Here is an 18,337-nt window from a genome sequence, read left to right as displayed (position 1 = left end):
CATGTACGCGGCCCTGGCAGACATGCAGGCCCGGTTTGGTGAGGTCGAGTTAGTCGACCTCACCGACCGCACCGGTACCGGCGCCATTGACCAGGCAGTGCTCGATAACGCCCTGGATGACGCTGCCGCCACTATCGACGGTTACCTGGGTGCCCGCTATCCGCTACCGCTGGCAACCGTTCCTGCGGTTCTGACCCGTGTGGCCTGCGATCTGGCCCGTTACTACTTGTACGACGAACGCGCCACCGAGGCGGTGACCAAGCGCCATGACGATGCCCTGAAGATGCTGCGCTCCATTGGTGACGGCACCGTCACGCTGGGCTTGCCCGACGCGCAAACACCCGAGGGCAGCAACACCAGCACCATCGAGAGCGCGGGCAGCGTATGGGGCCGGGCCAACAGCAAGGGGTTTCTCTGATGGCACTGGCGCAACGGGTGATTGACCGGCTCAAAAGCAGTTTTGACGACGTAGAGGGCTTGCTGGCCCTGGCGGATTATCAAGACCGCAATTTGGCCAAGCCCAAAATCTTTGTCATCGAGCTGAGCGAGCAGCCTGGCCAGGTGGTTGATGGCACCGGCCTTTGGCGCCAGAACGTGACCGTGACCATCGGCGTATTGCTGGTGGTACCGGCTCGCAATAAAGCCAAACCCGACATCAGCGAAGAGCGCCAGCTGATACGCCAGGCGCTCTTTGGCTGGTCAGCCAGTAGCGATTTTGAGCCCATGGCAATGGCCGGTGGCCAGTTGCAACCCTCCCGGCCCGGCATCGCTGCATGGCTGGACAAATTCACAGCTGAGTACACAGAGGACGCCCACCATGCGTAAGACACGAAAAAAGGTGCTGCTGTTTGCCGCCGAAACCGCCTATGGCGTCGACGCTATCGACGCAGGTGAAACCGCCACCGCACTGTTGGGGCGCAATGTCACCATCACCCCCATGGCCGGTGACAACACTTCACTGGACTACGACGACGGCACCTTGGGTAACAGCCCGGAAGTGGCCACCGAGATTTATGGCACCGTAGAAGTTGAGGTGGACTGGGCCGGTTCTGGTGCTGCCGGTACCGCCACCAAGTACGCCCCGTTGTTGCAGGCCTGCCTGCGCGGCCAAAACATCACAGCTGATACCAGCGTGGCCCATGCCATTGATGACACCAGTGAAGCCAGCCTAACCCTGTATTTCCATTACGACGGCGTGCTGCATGCACTGCTGGGTGCCCGTGGCACTTTTAAACTCAATGCCACCGCCAAGCAGTTCCCGACCTTGACCTTTACCTTCACCGGCTTGTTTGTAAAACCCACGGTGGCGGCGATGCCTGCCGCCGATTTTGCGGGCTGGCAGAAGCCGCTCAAAGTCGGGGTGGAGTATTCGGCGTGCACCTTGGGTGGCCAGGCCGTCAAGCTCATCAGCCTGGACTACGACCAAGCCAACACCGTCAACCATGCCGAGTACGTCGGCTTTGAAGAGGTGCAAATCACCGACTTTGCACCCACCGGCAAAATCGTCTTGGAAGCGGCAAGCCTGGGTGAGTTTGACCCCTTCACCGCCGCCAAAGACGGCACCGAAATGGCCTTTGAGTTTACCCACGGCGTGGCCGGTAACCAGGTGAGCTGGGCGTCTAGCCGCGTGCAACTGGGCCGCCCCACTTATGGCGACCAAGACGGCACGCTGACCTATGAACTCCCGCTGATCCCCATCAGCAACGTCGACACACTGACCAACGCTTAAGGAGCATTGATGTTCACCTTTGTTAAAACTCGCATCGTAAAAAACTGGCCTGCGGTAGCCCGCATTGCTGCCGACAACGGCGAGGTTGCTGAGGCGGCCTTCGCCCTCGACTTGGAGCTGGTCAAGGAAGAGCAGTACAGGAGCCTGGTGCAAGGCGGTGATGCGGCTGTTGTGACTGGCCTGGTGAAAGGCTTCTCCGGCATCAAAGACGAGAGCGGCAAAGAGTTGGCGTTTAACGCCGAGAACATGGCCGCTCTGGCTGATGACCCCGCCTTTGTGCGTGCGGTGCTGCGTGCTTACAACGGTGCCATTAACGGCGAGGCGGCCCGAAAAAACTCGTAGACGCGATAGAAGCGGCCCTGAACCAGGCGCCGCAGCTGTCGCGCAAAGAGCAGTTGGAATTGGAGCGAGAGGCCGCCGCCTTTGGTGTGCCCCTCGAAGCGGAGGAAAGCCCTGACATTGAGGTCTGGGACGAGCACAGGGACGCGCTCAACTGGTGGTTTGAGATAAAGGACCTGCTGCGCTGGACACCCAGCCCCATAGGCCCGTACTGCGAGGGCCTGGACGTGCCTGCCGTCGAGTGCGACGCCCGCATGCGCAGCAAGGCCTTTACCCCCACTGATTACGCCAAGGTGCGGCTCATTGCCGCCACCGTCGCCACCCACTTTAACGAGCGGTTGACCCAAAAATGAAAGACCTGACCCTATCGCTGAAACTCACCGCTGATGGCCGCCAACTGGTAGCCACGGTGAACAATGCCGATCAGGTCGTCGAAGCCCTTGGCGCCACCGCACAGAAGACTAACGCCCGTGCTACCGCGCTGGGCACAGGGCTGGATAAAACCGCCAGTGGCGCCCGCAATGCGGCCACCGGCATAGGGAATTTAGATGACCGGGCAGAGACCGCAGGCAGTGAACTTGGCAAGCTCACCCGTGTTGCTGCCGGGCTTTGGGCCGCCTTCGAGGGGGCGCGGGGCATCAGCGATATCGTTGGCGAGGTGGCGGCCTTTCAAGACATTCGCACCCGCCTGGAGAGCCTGAGCGGCAGCGCGGCGGCCTATGCCGACAACCAGCAATACCTTATCGAGCTGAGCCGGGAGCAACACAAAGAGCTGACCCCGCTGGCCGACAGTTATGCCCGCCTGCTGACCTTGCAGCAAGCAGGGCTGGTTACCCAATCCCAAGCCCGCTCCCTGACCGAAGGCATCAGCAATGCCCAGTCGGCGCTGGGCGCCAGCACCGAGCAGGTGGGCCAAGCCATGTACGGTTTGAGCCAGGCTCTCGCCAGCCCGATTGTCCGTGCAGAAGATCTGAACCAGGTCGTTGAACCCTTGCCGGGGCTGCTCAACCAGCTCGACAAAGCGGCGGGCTTGCCTGCGGGGGGCTTTCGTAAGCTGATGCTGGCCGGGCAAGTGACCAGCGAGTTTTTCCGCGACACCTTAATCAAGGCTCTGGGGACGTTCGACGGCGCCGCCGCTGCCACCGGCAACAACATCAACGCCTTGTACCGCGATATCAGCAACGCCTACACCCAGGCCGCCGTAGCATTTGAAACCCCTATCAACGACACGCTAAAGCCGGTGCTGCATACCATTGCCGATGCGCTGCTGTATGTCAGTGATAACGCCGAAGAGGCGTCCAACATCATCGAGACGGTGTTGGCTGTTGCATTGGCGCGGGGTGCCGTTGCGGCAGGTGCTGCAACAGTCAGGCTTGTAGAAAAGGCCGTGGCAAGCCGCGCCGCTGCGGTTGCTGACCTGGCCGAAGCCAAAGCCGAAATGACCTTGGCAGAAGGTTATGCCGCCGCTTCGGCAGCGGGGCTTGCCCGCGCCGGGGCAGAAGAGCGCTTGGCTGCTGCCCGCGCCAACTTAGCCGCTGCCACTGCACGAGCCAATGTGGCCACGGCGGCCATGACTACAGCACGCACCCTGGGCACCCGCGCTCTGGCGTTGGTGGGCGGTTGGCCGGGGCTCATTTTAGGCGCCGTTGCGGCCTGGGCCACGTTCGACAGTAGCGCCCAAACCGCCGCTGTCAGTGTTGACCTGGTAGACGATCGGGTTCGCCAGTTGAAAAGCTCTATAAGCGGCCTTGGTTCCGTTGATATCGGCACCGCCACGCGTCCGGCTCAATCAGAGATGGAAGGCTATCTGGCCAAGGTGGCAGCAGCAAATGCCGCCATTGTTGAGCTGCGTAAGAAACAGGCTTCAGTCGCATCTCAACCGAGCTTTGGCCCTCGTGGCGAGAGTGCCCAGATGGGCCAGCTCAATGCTATTGACAGGCAAATAGCAACACTAGAGGAAAAACGAGACGAGGCCTTGACTAAGGTCCGAGAGATCCAGGCCGCGCTGAACAACGTCTTTAATGAGGGCATCAATGCCCTGGAATGGAATGGTGTAGACAATGGGCCGCAATACTCAACAGAAGCCGCAACCAAAGCCCAGGCGCTTATCACCAAACTACAGCAGCAAGTGGCGCTTTATGGTGATGTCAGTAATGTGGCCAAGCTGCGTTACGAGATGGAGAAGGGCGAGCTTAAGAACTTAGACCCAGCCCTGCAAAAACAGTTGCTCACCCAGGCCAAATTGCTGGACCAAAAGGACGCCGACAAAGCAGCCACGAAAGCCGCCTCCGACGCGCAGAAGGAATACCAGCGCAACATCGACCAACTGCTGAATAAGCTGGACCCGTACAACCAGTCGCAAAAGCAGATGGCCGAGAACGAGAAGCTGCTTAAGACCTACTTCGAACAAGCCAACGTGCCGCTGAAAGAGCGCCAGCGCTTGCTGGCTGCTTTGCAACAGCAGGGCGGTGCTTATGAGTCGCTGCGCCGCCAGCTCGACCCCGCTTACGCTGAAAAACAGAACAACAGTGAGAACCTGTCGCTGCTCAATAACGAGCTGGACAACACACCTGCCAGCGACGTTTCCAAGCGCCAGCAAATCAATGCACTAATCGAAGCAGAGCAGCGCCGCCACAGTCAGGCAATGACGGATATCAACCGTCAGACCGCCAGCGATTACGACCTGATGTGGTCGCAAAGTTTTGACCGCTTCGCGTCCGGTATCGGCCAGGCTGTTGGCGAAGGTGTGATCTACAGCAATAGCATGGGGGATGCTGCAAAGAACGTGATCAACTCGGTTGGCTCGCAGTTGATCTCCACACTGGTAGAGATAGGCATCAAAAAAGTTGCCTCCATCTACCTGACACAAACGGCATCTGAGGCAGCAACAGCCGCACAGGTAGCAACCGGTACCGCTGCGGCGGCAACGCTGGCCACCAGTTGGGCAACGGCAGCAGCAATGACCTCCCTGGCAAGCTTTGGTGGCAACGCCGTGCCAGCCACTGCCGGCATCGCCAGCACCACCGCTTTTGCTGAGGGGCTTAGTGTTGCCGGTATCTTCCATTCGGGCGGTACCGTACCCCGCGAAGGCACCTATCTGCTGGACGGCGGCGAGACCGTCTACACCCGCGCCCAGCATGCCCGGCTGATGCAATCCATCAACAATTCCAGCACCAGTAACTCCAGCAGTACCACCATCCGCCAAGAGAACAACTTTCATCTGGGCGGCGGGGATAACAGCACCTCGGTGCAGGACCAGGTCCGCCGGATGCTGCCGGAGATCGCCAACGTAACCACCGCTGCGGTTGTCGACAGCTACAACCAACGCGGCGATATGTATAGGGCCATTAACGGATGAGCGTTTTTACCTTCCCCGATGGGATTTACCCAACCAGCTGCGACTGGCGTTTAAAGACCCGTTCAGCGGTGTTTGAAAGCCCCTTTAACGGCGGCATACAAACCCTGGAATACCCCGGCGCCTATTGGGAGGCCAGCCTCGCTTTTGACAACCTCAACAAAGCCCGAGCCACCGAACTGGATGTGTTGCTGCTGAAGCTCGCGGGCATGGCCAACAGGTTGTGGCTATGGGACCACGCCTTTGCCATGCCCAATGGGCTGGCCGGTGGTACGCCTGTGGTTGATGGCGGCCCACAAACCGGTAAGAGCCTGGCCATTCGTGGCTGCGCAGCTAGCCAGCTGTTCTTGGTGGCCGGTGATTATTTCCAGCTGGGCAGCCAACTGTTTCGGATGACCGAGGACGCCACAGCTGATGCCTCCGGGCGCACCACCCTGGTGTTTGAATCCTCAATCCGCAACGCCGCCACCGATGGCGCCACCATTGTTACTACCAAACCCAAAGCGCTGATGATGCTGGCCGACGACAACCAGGCGCCGCGCCGCTCTGGTCGCCGCCTGGTGCTTAGCTCATTCACGCTGAAATTTAGGGAGGACATCTACGGATGATCACCGATTGGCTGTCAGCCGAAATGCAGGAAATGCTGCGCCGCAAGTACATCAGCGCCATCTTGATGGCCCGGCTCGATTTTGTTTCCGGCATCGTGGCGGTGCACTCCGGCGTGGGTGACGTGACTTTTGAAGGAGCCGTTTACAAAGGCATTGGTGTGCTTGGGCAAGTGAGCCAAGTGAAGCAATCCAATGCCGTTAAGCCCTACACCCTGCGCTTGACGCTCTCCGGTGTGCCCCAGGAACTGGCGCAAACCGCGCTCACCGAAAAATACCAGGGCCGCGACGGGCGCTTATACATCGGCGCCATGGACTCGTTCGCCCAGGTTGTGGCGACGCAGCTGCTGTTTCGTGGCCGCATGGATGTAATGCCCATTAACCTGGGTAATCCCAGCACCATCGGCCTGGATATCAACAGCCGTAGCACCGACTGGAAACGTGCCAAAAATGGCCGCTATACCGATGCCGACCAGCAGGCCCGCTACCCTGGCGACCGCTTCTTTGAATACGTGAGCCAGATGGCTGAAAAGCCTATCTATTGGGGCGTACCAGGCAAACCCATTGCAGCCAGTGGCGGGGGCGGTGGCCGCAGTGGTAACCCGAGGAAGCAGAACTGATGCGGTCCCTAGCTGAGTTTATCGAGCCGCGCCGCCACATCCCGTTTACCTGGGGCAAGTTGGATTGCTGCATGCTGGCTGCCGACTGGGTAGAGGCACAAACCGGCACTGACTTTGCCGCCGAGTTTCGGGGCCGCTACAGCACCCGTATCGGCGCGACGCGGGCGCTGAAAAAAGCCGGGTTTGATGATGTGGAAGCTGCCGTAACGGCTGCCCTTGGCGAGCCGGTAGGGCGGCTCCAGTTGCGCCGGGGCGACCTGGCTTTGGTGTCGCAGTTTGCCGGCCCGGCCCTGGGCATCGTTGGCGGCGATCTGGTGTGGGCACCAGGCAATTATGGCCTGGTAACCGTGAAGCTCGGAGCAGCGCTGAAAGGATGGAGATTGCCATGCCGCCAGTAGTTGTTGGCGTTGCCGCCTATTATGCGGCAGCAGGTGTTGTAACCACCGCTGCTGCCATCGCCATTGGCATTGGCGCCGCAGCGCTCACCTATGCCGCCACCCCTGACGTATCGGGGATGAGCTATTCCAATGCTGCAAACAGCCAGCAGCAAATGATCCGCAGCCCAAACGAGCCGCGCCGCTATGTGTACGGGCGGGCCATGGTGTCGGGGCCAATGGTCTTTGCCAGCGAGTCGGGCGCTGATAACAAGTACCTGCACCTGGTGGTGCCGCTGGCCACCCATCGCTGCGACGCTGTTGAGTCGGTGTACTTCGATGACAAGGTGGCGTGGAGTAGTAGCACTGGCATGGCCAGCGAATATGCAGGCAAGGCCAGGATTAAGGTGCACCTGGGTGATCAAACCACTGCCGACCCAGACCTGGTTGCCGAGTGCAGCGACTGGACGGCAGAGCATGTCGGGCGAGAAATTACCTACTTTTACGTGCGCCTGGAACATGACACCGAGGTCTTCCCCAACGGGGTGCCAAACATCAAGGCATTGTTGCGCGGTAAACCGGTTTACGATCCGCGCCTGGACAGCACTGTTGGTGGCACTGGTAGCCACCGCTGGAATGACCCCAGCACCTGGGAGTGGAGCGACAACTGGGGCCTGTGTGTGCTGGACTTTACCCGGTTCAGTTCAGGCATCGGAGCAGAACAAGATGAGATAGACCTCGACACCTTTGCCGCTGCGGCCAACGATTCTGACCAACCTGTATATACCGATGCCGAGAACGTCGAGCGGCGCTTTACTTGCAACGGCACCTGGCAGGCTGACCAAACCCCAAGCACTATTCTGGAGCAGATGCTAACAGCAGGCCTTGGCACTCACGTATACGTGTATGGCCAATACCGGCTTTATGCCGGGGTCTATCAGGGGCCACCGGTGGTTACCCTCACTGAAGACGATGCAGCCGGGCAAATCACCGTGCGCCCGTACACCCCGCGCAGTGAGCTGTGCAACGCCGTGCGCGGCACCTTCGTTGATCCGGATCAGGCGTACCAGCCCACCGACTTTCCGCCAGTTGAGTCTGCCGAGTTGCAAGCCGACGACAACGGCGAGTACATCGATGACGATCTGGATTTGCCATTTACCCAGTCGGTATGGACAGCCCAGCGCCTGGCCAAGCTCTACCTGTTGCAAAAGCGCAGCGGCCTGCAAATCACCTTTCCCATTAAGATGATCGGCTTAAGCGTCAGCGTGGGGCGCATCGTCAACATCAACTTGCCAAGGCTTAACCTGGCCGGTGTGTTCCGTGTAGACGACTGGACCTTTGAAATGGGCAAGCCGGTGCAACTGGTGCTGACGTACCACAGCGCTGAGCTGTTCGAAAATGCCGATACTGGCGGCACGCCGCTGGTACCGGCCAGCCCCGTTAACTACCCCGACGGCAGCGTGGTGCCAACCCCCAGCAACGTGACCTTTACCGCCTTTGAGCCTGACGCCAGCTTGCTTGGCCAGCTGAGCTGGGACGCGCCCGGTGGCTCCAATGCTTACCGGTACCGGGTGGAAGTCAGCAGCGGTGAGCTGCTGGCCTACCAAGCGAACCCAAGCGGCTCGGTATTGCCCCTGCCGCGCCTTGATGCCGGTAATTACACGGTACGCATTTGGGCCATTAACCTGTTCGGTAACCGCTCCAACACTCCGGCAGAGATCGCCTTGGCGGTGGACACCGCGCCGCCGGTGATTGGTATTGATGCAGTGGCCAGTTTGTTTGAGCTGGCCATCTACCCCCGCACGGCCGTGGCCACCGCCACAAGCACCGTATTTACCGTGCTGGGTGGCACCAACAACGACCGGGGGGCCGCCACCGAACTGGGCACGGGCAAGAGTGTTGTGTGGACCGGGCGCCGTGCTGACACCCCATATTACGTGTGGGCACGTAGTGTGAACGACTACGGCATCAGCGCTTGGTACGGCCCGGTAGAGCTGCGCACCAGCGCCAACACGGATGCGCTGACAGAGGCCCTGGAAGGCAAGCTTTCCCAAGCGGCCCTGGATGCCAACCTGCAACAAACGCTGGACCACCTTGCTAGCACCGCAGACCAAATTGACCAAACACTGGAGCAGTACGACCAGCAAATCAGCGACGCAGTGAGTACGGCTCAGGGCGCAGCTGACGCAGTTGAGTTGCAACAGCAAACCCTCACCGCCCTTGGCGAAACACAGGAACAGCAGCAGGGTCTGCTGGTTGAGCTGCAACGGGCTGACTTGTCGTCTGCGGAGCGTATTTCGCTGCTGCAAGTGCTGCTGGATAACGCCCAGGCGCAAATGGTGGAGCAGGAGCGTGTAAGCGCTGAGGGTGTGCAGCGAATGGTGAAGCTGTCGGCGCAGTCCGACAAAGCCGCATCAACGCTCACTGAAGTGCAAGAGGTTACCGATACCCAGGCCCAAACCTTGCTGCAACTCAAAACCACGCAAGAAGGGCAAACCGCACAGCTCACACAAATCAGCGAAACCACCACCGACCTGGTGCAGCAGCAGGCGCAGTTAACGCTGGACGTTGAGGGCCAGCAAGGCAGCATCAATGCGCTGCAAGGGCTGTTTGTCGATGTGGACGGCAACCTGGTCGCCCGTGGCGGCTGGGTGAGCGACAGCAACGGCTTGCTGAATGGCGTACTGGGCTTTAACGATGGCCAGGTTAGCCAGTTGGACATATTGGCCAACGTATTTCGTCTGATCGTAAAGCGGGCCAATGGCACCACTTTCGAGGGGTTAAAGGTCAATCTGGCTAACGCAGCGGATCCCGTTTTGGAGTTTGCTGGCCGTATCCTTGCAGGAACCAAGATTGAATCGCCCGTTGTAAATGGTGGCACTGTCACAGGTGGGCTGTTGCGCGGTGGCCGGTTGGAGATGGTCGGCTCCAGCCATATGACTGTCATGGCAGCTACACCGTTCGGCCCTGACAACTTGCTGGAGTGGTATGGGCCACGCACAGGCAGTGTTGATGGTGCTGGTAATCCGGTCTTGACGGCGCTAACCAAGGCCAGGGCAGTGAGTTATCGGGATAATGCAGGTGATGAGGGAGTCGGCGGTACCATCACCGTGGATCAAATCATCGGTAACGTGACCAATATTCAGCGGGTGGCCGCACCACCCACCGGCTACTGGTATCGCGAAACCATTTCCCATGCCTCTGCCGTGTCGTGGCGAAAAGCCCTGACATTGAAGATGCCAGCAGTAGCCCATGACCGTTACGTGTCGCTCATGAACCTGCAAATGGGCATCAATAACTCAAATACGACCCTAGGCACCAGCTTTGGCGGCCAAGTACAGGCGCGCTTGAAGAGTGGGACTGTACTAAAGACCTGGTACATAGCCCTTGATGGTACAGCTGCTGGTGGTGATGGCATGCAGGCAGGCCACCTGGTGGAGATTGTTTCTGGAGCGTTGACACGACAGATCAGAGACTTATTCCTGCCTGCTGGTCAGGGTGAAGTTCAATTCTGGATAACCATTGACGTTCCTGCGGGTTCAGGGGTCACCAGCTATGACCTGGTAGCGTCTGTGGGCTGGCCTGGCGTCACCAACTCTTTGCGAGCTTACGGCCCCTTCGTTGATATCACTTCCATTTTGGCCGGGTCTCAGTCCGGCGTTACGTTGACTTAAGAGGACTCATCATGGCTTGGTTCTACGCCACGCAAGCTACCGTCGCCGCCAGTGGCACCGTAATAACCATCAACTCCGGCGAGTCCATGGCACCAGTGATGCCGGGGGATGCGGCAATTCTGGGAGCAAATCCTGGGGTGGAGATCAAGACAGCTCAGCAAGCCGGAGGCACTTGGCAGCTGGTGCTGGAACGCCCCTGGCCATATGCCGCAGTAGCCAATGGCAGTTTGACAGTACAGCCCAATGGTGGCCGCTTTGAAGCTGCTATCCAGGCCTTACGGGACACTAATGCTGATGCGGCCACCATCCATGCCGCCATGGCCGACTGGCTAACCAGTCAGGACAGCAGCATCGCCATTGAGTTGGCCGATGGCAGCAGCATCAACCTGCCCACGCTGTATAGCTACACCAGCAATTGGGGTACAGCGGCAACTAGAGACGTGGGCATAGCCGCTGGCAACGTCATGCAGGTAGGTGCAGGTGGGCTGCTGGGCAACTTGACTGTTCCGTCAGGCTGGGGGGCGACGTTGCCCACACAATTTGTTGAAGGGTCGTCTGACAGCCCGACTGGCGCCACGATTTATGGCATGCATCTTCAGGCCAACAATACACAGTTTGGCGCCCAGCATGGCAGTCGGAACAAGCGAGACTGGTTCCGCACTAAAGAGGCGAATTCATGGAGTGAATGGCTGGAACGATGGCACTCTGGCAACTGGTCAAACGGCACTTACTTTGGCGTCTCGACCGACCTGAACAATGCCACGATCCCAGGCACCTACCTGTGCTCGACGTCTACCGCGTCCACGCCGGTCGCTCATGTCGCCCACGCGTTTGTGATGAAGGCGGCGGCCAGTGCCACGGTTATTCAGTTGTGGGTTTCGACCTCTACCCGGGAGATCCGCACCAGGTCATTCAACGGCAGCGCCTGGTCGTCCTGGTCGAAGACGTGGTCAGAGGCAAACACCGTTGTCGATACCAACGGATTTGTGAAGGCCGCCTCGCCGGTACTTCGCCTTTTCAATGAGCGGGTAGAGGCAAACTGGGAGGCAGAGCTTCAGGACGCGCAGTTTGCCCGGGTCGGTGTGGGGCACTACCTCATCAGCGGCACCCAGGGGCTGGCGGATGAGGGCTGGTACATCGAGACGCCACGCGACGCCAACGGACTGCAAAAAAGGTATGTCGAGTACAGCCAGGAACAGGCCGAGGACGGAACCTGGACCATCACTGTTATGACCTTCGCCCCTGACTACTCAACCGGCGCACTTGCGGCTGGCGCTCCTATGGATCTGGACGAGCGGTGGATTGATGTGCGGCTGAATTCGCTGCCAGCCGAGGAAACTGAAGAGCCCTATTTGGTCCAGTAGATACCTGATAGCCAGTTCTTTTGGCGTGTCATGAGCAAGCTTGCTGGGATAGGTATCTTTTGTCCGACAGACCAATCCCTTGCAACCAGCAGGTCGCGAGGAGTGTGGTAGGGGACTTTGAGATAAATCGTCTCCCCGTCTCCATTGTGTGTTTCGGCATCGATGGGAAAGTCTATGAGCATGAGGTCTGTCAGTGAAAGCCTCAGGTACGTGGCAATGCATTGGCAGGTTGTAGAGGAGAAGTTAGAAACTGTGGCCATAGTCATACCGTCCGCTGGCTACCATACCCCGAAAGGTAGCTCCATCTCTTTGGCATTTTCAACTTGCCTTGCGCTAGTGTTGTGATCAGAAATGGCACTGATCAACTATGTCGCTCTTAGTGATCAAAATTCGCGCCCGGCTACATCCCCGTTCAGAACCTTGGCCCATGAAGAACATCATCTGCGATATCGACGGCGTGCTGATGCACGACAACACCGCCATTCCCGGCGCCGACCAGTTCATCAAGCGTATCCTAGACCAGGGCAATCCCTTGGTTCTGCTCACCAACTACCCGTCCCAGACCGCCCGGGATCTCCATAACCGCCTGGCCGCCGGCGGCATCGAGCTGCCAGAGGAAAAATTTTATACCTCGGCCATGGCCACCGCCGATTTCCTGCGCCGCCAGGACGGTACCAAGGCCTATGTCATCGGTGACGGGGCCCTGACCCATGAGCTTTACAAAATCGGCTTTACCATCACCGACATCAACCCCGATTTCGTGATCATCGGCGAGACCCGCTCCTACAACTGGGACATGATCCACAAGGCCGCCCGCTTTGTGGCCGGCGGCGCCCGTTTTATCGCCACCAATCCCGATTTTCACGGCCCCAACCACAGCCCGGCCTGCGGCGCCCTGTGCGCCCCCATAGAGCGGATCACCGGCCAGCAGCCCTTCTACGTGGGCAAACCCTCCAGTTGGATAGTGCGCTCGGCCCTGAACCATATCGGCGCCCATTCCGACAACACCGTCATCATCGGCGACAACCTGCGCACCGACATCCTGGCCGGCTTCCAGGCGGGCCTGGAAACCATACTGGTGCTGTCCGGGGTGTCCCGCCAGGAAGACATCCCCAAGATGCCGTTCAGGCCCAACCATGTCTTTGCCAATGTCGGGGAAATCGACATCCTCTGACGGCGCCGCGCTTTGCCGCACCTTTGGGGCCGGTGGCCGAGGCCGTCTTGGCCGGGCCCCTGCCCTGTGCCAAGGTGCCAGTGAGAAAAACCATAAGGATAACCACATGAAGACCAGACTCAGCCTCGTGGCTGTTGGCCTGCTTTTGGCCACCAGCGCCCAGGCCGCCGTACCGGGGGATAAGCTTGCCAAGGGCCTGGATGCCCAAAGCTACGGCCAGTTCGTCAAGACCCTGTCCTCTGACGACTTCCAAGGCCGCCTGCCGGCCACCGAAGGGGAAACCAAGACCCTGGCCTACCTCGAATCCCAGTTCAAGGCGCTGGGCCTCAAGCCCGGCTTTGGGGACAGCTTCGTGCAGCCGGTGCCCCTGGTGTCCATCACCAGCCACCCGGGCAGCCTGACCCTGGGGGAGCTCAAGCTCGATTACCTCAAAGACATGGTGATCAACAGCCCCAAGGCCGTGGCCAAGACCGACGTCAAAGACGCTGAGCTGGTGTTCGTGGGTTACGGTATCCATGCTCCAGAGCTGGGCTGGGACGACTATCAGGGCCAGGACGTCAAAGGCAAGGTGGTGGTGATGCTGGTCAACGACCCGGGCTATGCCACCGGCGACAGCCGCTTTGACGGCAAGGCCATGACCTATTACGGCCGCTGGGACTACAAATTCGACGAAGCGGCCCGCCAAGGGGCGGCCGGCGCCCTGATCATCCACCAGACCGCCCCGGCCTCCTATCCCTGGTCCGTGGTGCAAAATTCCTGGTCCGGCGCCCGCTATGACCTGGCTGGCCAGCACATGGCCCAGTCCGACTTTTCCGGCTGGATAACCGAAGACGCCGCCAAGCGCCTGTTCGCCCAGGCCGGCCTGGACTTTGCCGCCACCACCGCCGACGCCGGCAAGGCCCCCATGGCCAAGTCCCTGGGCGCCAAGGCCAGCGTCCATATCGACAGCGAGTTCAAGACCACCGAGTCCCACAACCTGATGGCGCTGCTGCCTGGCAAGACCGAAGAAACCATAGTGGTGACCGCCCACTGGGACCACCTGGGCATGGACCCGAGCCACACCGACGACCCCATCTACAACGGCGCCATGGACAATGCCACCGGCACCGCCGGCCTTATCAGCCTGGCCCGGTCCTTAAAGGATCTGTACCAGGGCAAGGACAAGCCGCGCCGGTCGGTGGCGCTGCTGGCGGTGACCGCCGAGGAACAGGGCCTGCTGGGCTCCAAGTACTATGTGGCCAACCCTTCCATCCCCCTTGGCAAGACGGTGGCCAACATCAACATGGACAGCCTCAACGTCTTCGGCCCCACCAAGGACATGGTGGTGGTTGGCCAGGGCAAAACCAGCCTGGAAAAAGAGCTGACCGAAGCCCTGCGTAAGCAAGGCCGCACCCTGGTGCCCAACGACAGGCCGGAAGCCGGCGGCTATTACCGCTCCGATCATTTCAACTTCGCCAAGGCCGGTATTCCCGCCCTCTATGCCGGTGGCGGCAGCCAACCCTGGAACAGCGACGTGGCCCAGTACCGCGACGCCATGCGCGAGCGCCTCAAGGGCTGCTACCACAACGCCTGTGACCAGTATCAGGACGACTGGGACCTGCGTGGCGCCCTGTCAGATCTGCAGGCTTTTCACGACGTCATCGAAGCCCTGGCCACCAGCCGCGACTGGCCCAGCTGGCAGCCGGGCGCCGAGTTCAGCCGCCCGGAAGCCACTGACTGATGGCATCGGTCAGCCGTGAAGGGGCAGTGCGGGGCGCATAGCGCTTGACCTGCCCGTCTGGCGCCACCAGGAACTTGGTAAAGTTCCATTTCACCGCCCGGGATCCCAGGACCCCGGGCGCTTTGTTTTTCAGCCAGGCAAACAGCGGGTGGGTGTCGGGGCCGTTGACATCAATCTTGTCAAAGAGCGGGAAACTGACCTTGAAGTTGAGATCGCAGAACTGGGCTATCTCGTCGGCACCGCCCGGTTCCTGGTGCATGAACTGGTTACAGGGAAAACCCAGCACCACCAGGCCCTGGTCCCGGTATTGCTGCCAGAGGGCTTCCAGTTCCTGGTACTGGGGGGTAAAGCCGCACTTGCTGGCGGTGTTCACCACCAACCAGAGCTTGCCCTGGTAGTGGTTGATGTTGTCTTGGCTGCCATCCAGGCGGGTCAGTTCAATATCCTTAGGTTGCATAGGGCCTCTGTAACGCATTGAAAAACAGATACTGTTATCATGAGGTAAAAGTTGCCCTGGAACCATGACACTTATGAGCGCAGCCGTTATCGCACTGGCTTTTTTTTGCGGCTTGGCCCTGAGCCGCCTTGGCCTGCCGCCCTTGGTGGGCTTTTTGGTAGCCGGTTTTGCGCTCCATGGTTTTGGCATCGAAGCCCCCGACAGCCTGCAGTACCTGGCCGATCTCGGGGTCACCCTGCTGCTCTTCACCATCGGCCTTAAGCTCAAGATAAAGACCCTGGTAAAGCCGGAGATCTGGGGCGCCACTACCTTGCACCTGATGGGCTCCATGGCCTTTTTTACCCTGGGCATCGCCGCCCTGGCCCTGCTGGGGCTGGTGCAGGGCCAGTTGCAGTCCTGGACCATAGTGGGCTTTGCCTTGGCCTTCTCCAGCACCGTCTTTGCGGTCAAGGTACTGGAAGACAAAGGCGACACCAGTTCCCTGTACGGGCGCCTGTCCATCGGCATCCTGGTTATGCAGGATATCTTCGCGGTGCTCTTTTTGACCTTTGCCCAGGGCAAGGTGCCGGCCCTGTGGGCCCCGGCCCTGCTGCTGCTGCCCCTGGCAAGGCCCCTTCTCTACAAGCTGCTGGACTGGTGCAGCAATTCCGAACTGCAAAGCCTGGCCGGCCTGTTCCTGGCCCTGGTGGCCGGGGTCAGCCTGTTTGAAGCGGCAGGGCTGAAACCAGACTTGGGGGCCTTGGTGATGGGCATGATGGCTGCCGGCCATGCCCGCAGCGACGCCCTGTCCAAGACCCTCTTTAACCTCAAGGAACTGCTGCTGGTGGGCTTTTTCCTGAGCATCGGCCTTAACGGCCTGCCAGACTGGCCCATGCTGATCATTGCCCTGTTGCTGGTGGTGTTGCTGCCGCTCAAGGCCGGCCTCTATTTCTGGGTGTTGAGCCGCTTTGGCCTGAGGGTGCGTACCGGGGTGCTGGCTTCCCTGTCTTTGGCCACCTATTCGGAGTTCGGCCTTATCGTGGCCGCCCTGGGTGCCAAAGCGGGGCTCTTGGACAGCCGCTGGCTAACCATCATCGCCATTGCCCTTTCCCTGTCCTTTGTGCTGGCCTCGCCCCTCAACACCTGGGCCGAAACGGTCTACCGGCGCCTGTCCCCTTACCTCAAGCGCTATGAACGGCGCCGCCTGCACCCAGAAGACGCCCCCATCGACATCGGCGGCGCCCAGGTATTGATCTTCGGTATGGGCCGCCTTGGCACCGGTGCTTACGACCAGTTGGCCGCCGAATACGGCCACCGGGTTCTGGGCATAGACCATGCCGGCGACAAAGTGGCAGAGCACCTGGAACTGGGGCGCCAAGTCTTGGTGGGGGACGCCACCGACTCGGACTTCTGGTCAAAAATCCGCCGCGACGACGAGTTGGAACTGGTGCTGCTGGCCATGCCCAACCACCACGGTAACTTGTTCGCGGCGGAAGAACTGAAGGAAAGGGGTTATAGCGGCAAGGTGGCGGCGGTAGCCAAGTTCCCCGACGAAGTCGAGGAACTCAAGGCCATGGGTATCGAAGTGTTCAATATCTTCGAAGAGGCGGGCGCTGGCTTTGCCCGCCACGTGCTCAATATTGCTCGCCTTGGCCCACAACGTCCTTATCATCAAGGATTGTGATGCTGTTGATGCGGATGGGGGTACCCCACTGCTGTATGGTCATCACGTCGGCCTTGCTGGCCTCCACCTTGACCCGCAGGCCGGCCCGGCGCATTTCGGCCGGCAATCCCAGGGGCAGCCACTTCTGGCCCTTATCGTCGATGATGCCGTAAAAGCCCCCTTCCATGGGCTGGAACACCACTTTACCTTCGATGGTGAGGGCGGCGCTTTGCTCCATTTTCTTCTCCTTGATGGGCTGCAACTTGGCAGGTGCGCTTTGGGCGGTGCTGGCCTGGCTACAGCCCACCAGGGCCAGGGTGGCCAGGGCCAAGGTCATGGTGCCTTTCATCAGGCGTCTCCTTTTGTGTTGAGGTGCTGGCTCAAGGCCAGCAGGCCGCCCGGGCTGGCCGGCGTCATGCCGGCTGCTTTGAGGCAGCGATAAAGGCTCAGATTCAGTGCCAGCCGGGCCTGGTGGTAGCGGGCCGTGTCCAGCCAGCTGCGCACCACCAGCTGCACCCCTAAGGGCGTAAAGGCGTCTATGCCCACCTGGGCCCTGGGAGCATCGTCCTGCTGCCGCTGGGCCAGCAGGGCCTCAACGGCGGCAATGGCCAGTTCGGGGTCGGCATCGGGGGGTAACAGCAAGGTGGTTTCCACCAGCTTGTGGCCCTTGGAGTTTTGGAAGATCTCTCCCAGCACCTTGCGGTTGGGAATGTGGATGTGCTCGCCGTCTTCGGTTACCAGCACCGTTTGGCCCAGGGTAACTGAGTCCACCTGGCCGGCCTGGCCCAGCAATTCCAGGGTGTCTCCCACCGCATAGGGGCGGGTCAGGATAAGGGCGATGCCGGCCCCATAGTTGGACACCGGCCCCTGCAAGGCGAGACTCAGCCCGAAGGTGGCGGCGCCGATGGCGGCGATGAGAGGGCTGATGGTGATACCGATTTTACCGGCGGCGATCACCACGAAAATACCCAGCACCATGATCCGGCCCAGGTTGGCAAAAAAGCGCACCAGGGTCTGGTCCCACTGGCGGCTGTCGCCCAGGCGCTGCACCGAGCGCCCCACCCAGGCCGACAACATCCAACCAAGGAAGAGAACAAACAGTGCCCCCAGCAGCTGAAAACCGTAGGTCACCAGGTAGTCCATCACCAGTTGGGTGAGGTTGGACAGGTAATCGAATTCTTCTTTGAGCATGCCGAACTCCTTTGACCTTCCCAGCTTATCGCCCTTGTCTGAAAAAGTCCTGTCGAGCCATGGACTTGATAGAAAAAAGGCGCCGACGGCGCC

Annotated in this window: 17 protein-coding genes; 14 read left to right on the top strand and 3 right to left on the bottom strand. The window is 60.1% G+C overall.

Annotation, left to right across the window (positions count from 1 at the left end; genetic code table 11):
* The first annotated feature begins 1 nt into the window (after position 1).
* The 13 genes from B3C1_RS07940 (at position 2) to B3C1_RS07875 (ending at position 14,954) form a co-directional block, all read left to right on the top strand.
* On the top strand, positions 2 to 418 hold the full coding sequence (locus B3C1_RS07940) for a gp436 family protein (protein WP_008484062.1): 417 nt from the start codon (positions 2 to 4) through the stop codon (positions 416 to 418).
* On the top strand, positions 418 to 825 hold the full coding sequence (locus B3C1_RS07935; protein WP_008484060.1) for a phage tail terminator protein: 408 nt from the start codon (positions 418 to 420) through the stop codon (positions 823 to 825). The genes B3C1_RS07940 and B3C1_RS07935 overlap by 1 nt, the downstream gene beginning before the upstream one ends.
* On the top strand, positions 818 to 1,729 hold the full coding sequence (locus tag B3C1_RS07930) for a phage tail tube protein (RefSeq protein WP_008484059.1): 912 nt from the start codon (positions 818 to 820) through the stop codon (positions 1,727 to 1,729). Before B3C1_RS07935 ends, B3C1_RS07930 begins: the two co-directional genes overlap by 8 nt.
* Before the next feature lie 9 nt (positions 1,730 to 1,738).
* A complete protein-coding gene (locus B3C1_RS07925) occupies positions 1,739 to 2,071 on the top strand; it encodes a hypothetical protein (RefSeq protein ID WP_008484058.1) in 333 nt (110 codons plus the stop codon).
* A 53-nt stretch (positions 2,072 to 2,124) separates the two neighbouring features.
* Positions 2,125 to 2,421: a hypothetical protein gene (locus B3C1_RS07920; protein ID WP_008484057.1), complete on the top strand. Its 297-nt coding sequence runs from the start codon at positions 2,125 to 2,127 to the stop codon at positions 2,419 to 2,421.
* Positions 2,418 to 5,426 (top strand): tape measure protein, encoded by a 3,009-nt coding sequence (locus tag B3C1_RS07915; protein WP_008484056.1) that lies wholly within the window; start codon positions 2,418 to 2,420, stop codon positions 5,424 to 5,426. The genes B3C1_RS07920 and B3C1_RS07915 overlap by 4 nt, the downstream gene beginning before the upstream one ends.
* The gene (locus B3C1_RS07910; RefSeq protein WP_083858281.1) at positions 5,423 to 6,031 is read left to right on the top strand and encodes a hypothetical protein; all 609 of its coding nucleotides are present in this window, start codon (positions 5,423 to 5,425) and stop codon (positions 6,029 to 6,031) included. Before B3C1_RS07915 ends, B3C1_RS07910 begins: the two co-directional genes overlap by 4 nt.
* Entirely contained in the window at positions 6,028 to 6,648 is a 621-nt protein-coding gene (locus tag B3C1_RS07905) for a hypothetical protein (protein WP_008484054.1), read from the top strand. The genes B3C1_RS07910 and B3C1_RS07905 overlap by 4 nt, the downstream gene beginning before the upstream one ends.
* Complete coding sequence (locus B3C1_RS07900; RefSeq protein WP_008484052.1) at positions 6,648 to 7,046, top strand: DUF6950 family protein; 399 nt, start codon at positions 6,648 to 6,650, stop codon at positions 7,044 to 7,046. The genes B3C1_RS07905 and B3C1_RS07900 overlap by 1 nt, the downstream gene beginning before the upstream one ends.
* Positions 7,034 to 10,696 carry a phage tail protein gene (locus B3C1_RS07895; RefSeq protein ID WP_008484051.1) on the top strand — a complete coding sequence of 1,221 codons (3,663 nt, stop codon included), beginning with the start codon at positions 7,034 to 7,036 and terminating at the stop codon, positions 10,694 to 10,696. Before B3C1_RS07900 ends, B3C1_RS07895 begins: the two co-directional genes overlap by 13 nt.
* 11 nt (positions 10,697 to 10,707) lie before the next feature.
* On the top strand, positions 10,708 to 12,060 hold the full coding sequence (locus B3C1_RS19330) for a pyocin knob domain-containing protein (protein WP_008484048.1): 1,353 nt from the start codon (positions 10,708 to 10,710) through the stop codon (positions 12,058 to 12,060).
* Between the two features lie 427 nt (positions 12,061 to 12,487).
* On the top strand, positions 12,488 to 13,234 hold the full coding sequence (locus tag B3C1_RS07880; protein WP_008484047.1) for an HAD-IIA family hydrolase: 747 nt from the start codon (positions 12,488 to 12,490) through the stop codon (positions 13,232 to 13,234).
* Positions 13,235 to 13,340: 106 nt separating this feature from the next.
* A complete protein-coding gene (locus B3C1_RS07875) occupies positions 13,341 to 14,954 on the top strand; it encodes a M28 family metallopeptidase (RefSeq protein WP_008484046.1) in 1,614 nt (537 codons plus the stop codon).
* Here the strand turns inward: B3C1_RS07875 and B3C1_RS07870 are convergent.
* A complete protein-coding gene (locus B3C1_RS07870; RefSeq protein ID WP_008484045.1) occupies positions 14,929 to 15,411 on the bottom strand; it encodes a glutathione peroxidase in 483 nt (160 codons plus the stop codon). The genes B3C1_RS07875 and B3C1_RS07870 overlap by 26 nt on opposite strands.
* A gap of 73 nt (positions 15,412 to 15,484) precedes the next feature.
* On the opposite strand from B3C1_RS07870, the gene B3C1_RS07865 reads away from it, so the two are divergent.
* Positions 15,485 to 17,074, top strand: coding sequence for a cation:proton antiporter family protein (locus tag B3C1_RS07865; RefSeq protein WP_008484044.1), 1,590 nt, complete (start codon positions 15,485 to 15,487; stop codon positions 17,072 to 17,074).
* On the opposite strand, the gene B3C1_RS07860 is transcribed toward B3C1_RS07865, so the two are convergent.
* Together B3C1_RS07860 and B3C1_RS07855 are read right to left on the bottom strand one after the other, a co-directional pair.
* A complete protein-coding gene (locus B3C1_RS07860) occupies positions 17,025 to 17,402 on the bottom strand; it encodes a hypothetical protein (RefSeq protein WP_008484043.1) in 378 nt (125 codons plus the stop codon). The genes B3C1_RS07865 and B3C1_RS07860 overlap by 50 nt on opposite strands.
* On the bottom strand, positions 17,402 to 18,244 hold the full coding sequence (locus tag B3C1_RS07855) for a mechanosensitive ion channel family protein (RefSeq protein ID WP_008484042.1): 843 nt from the start codon (positions 18,242 to 18,244) through the stop codon (positions 17,402 to 17,404). Before B3C1_RS07855 ends, B3C1_RS07860 begins: the two co-directional genes overlap by 1 nt.
* Positions 18,245 to 18,337: the final 93 nt, after the last annotated feature.

The organism is Gallaecimonas xiamenensis 3-C-1, from assembly GCF_000299915.1.
GTDB lineage: Bacteria > Pseudomonadota > Gammaproteobacteria > Enterobacterales > Gallaecimonadaceae > Gallaecimonas > Gallaecimonas xiamenensis.
Note: the sequence above shows the minus strand (reverse complement) of the source record. Positions and strands in the feature narration are given on the sequence as shown.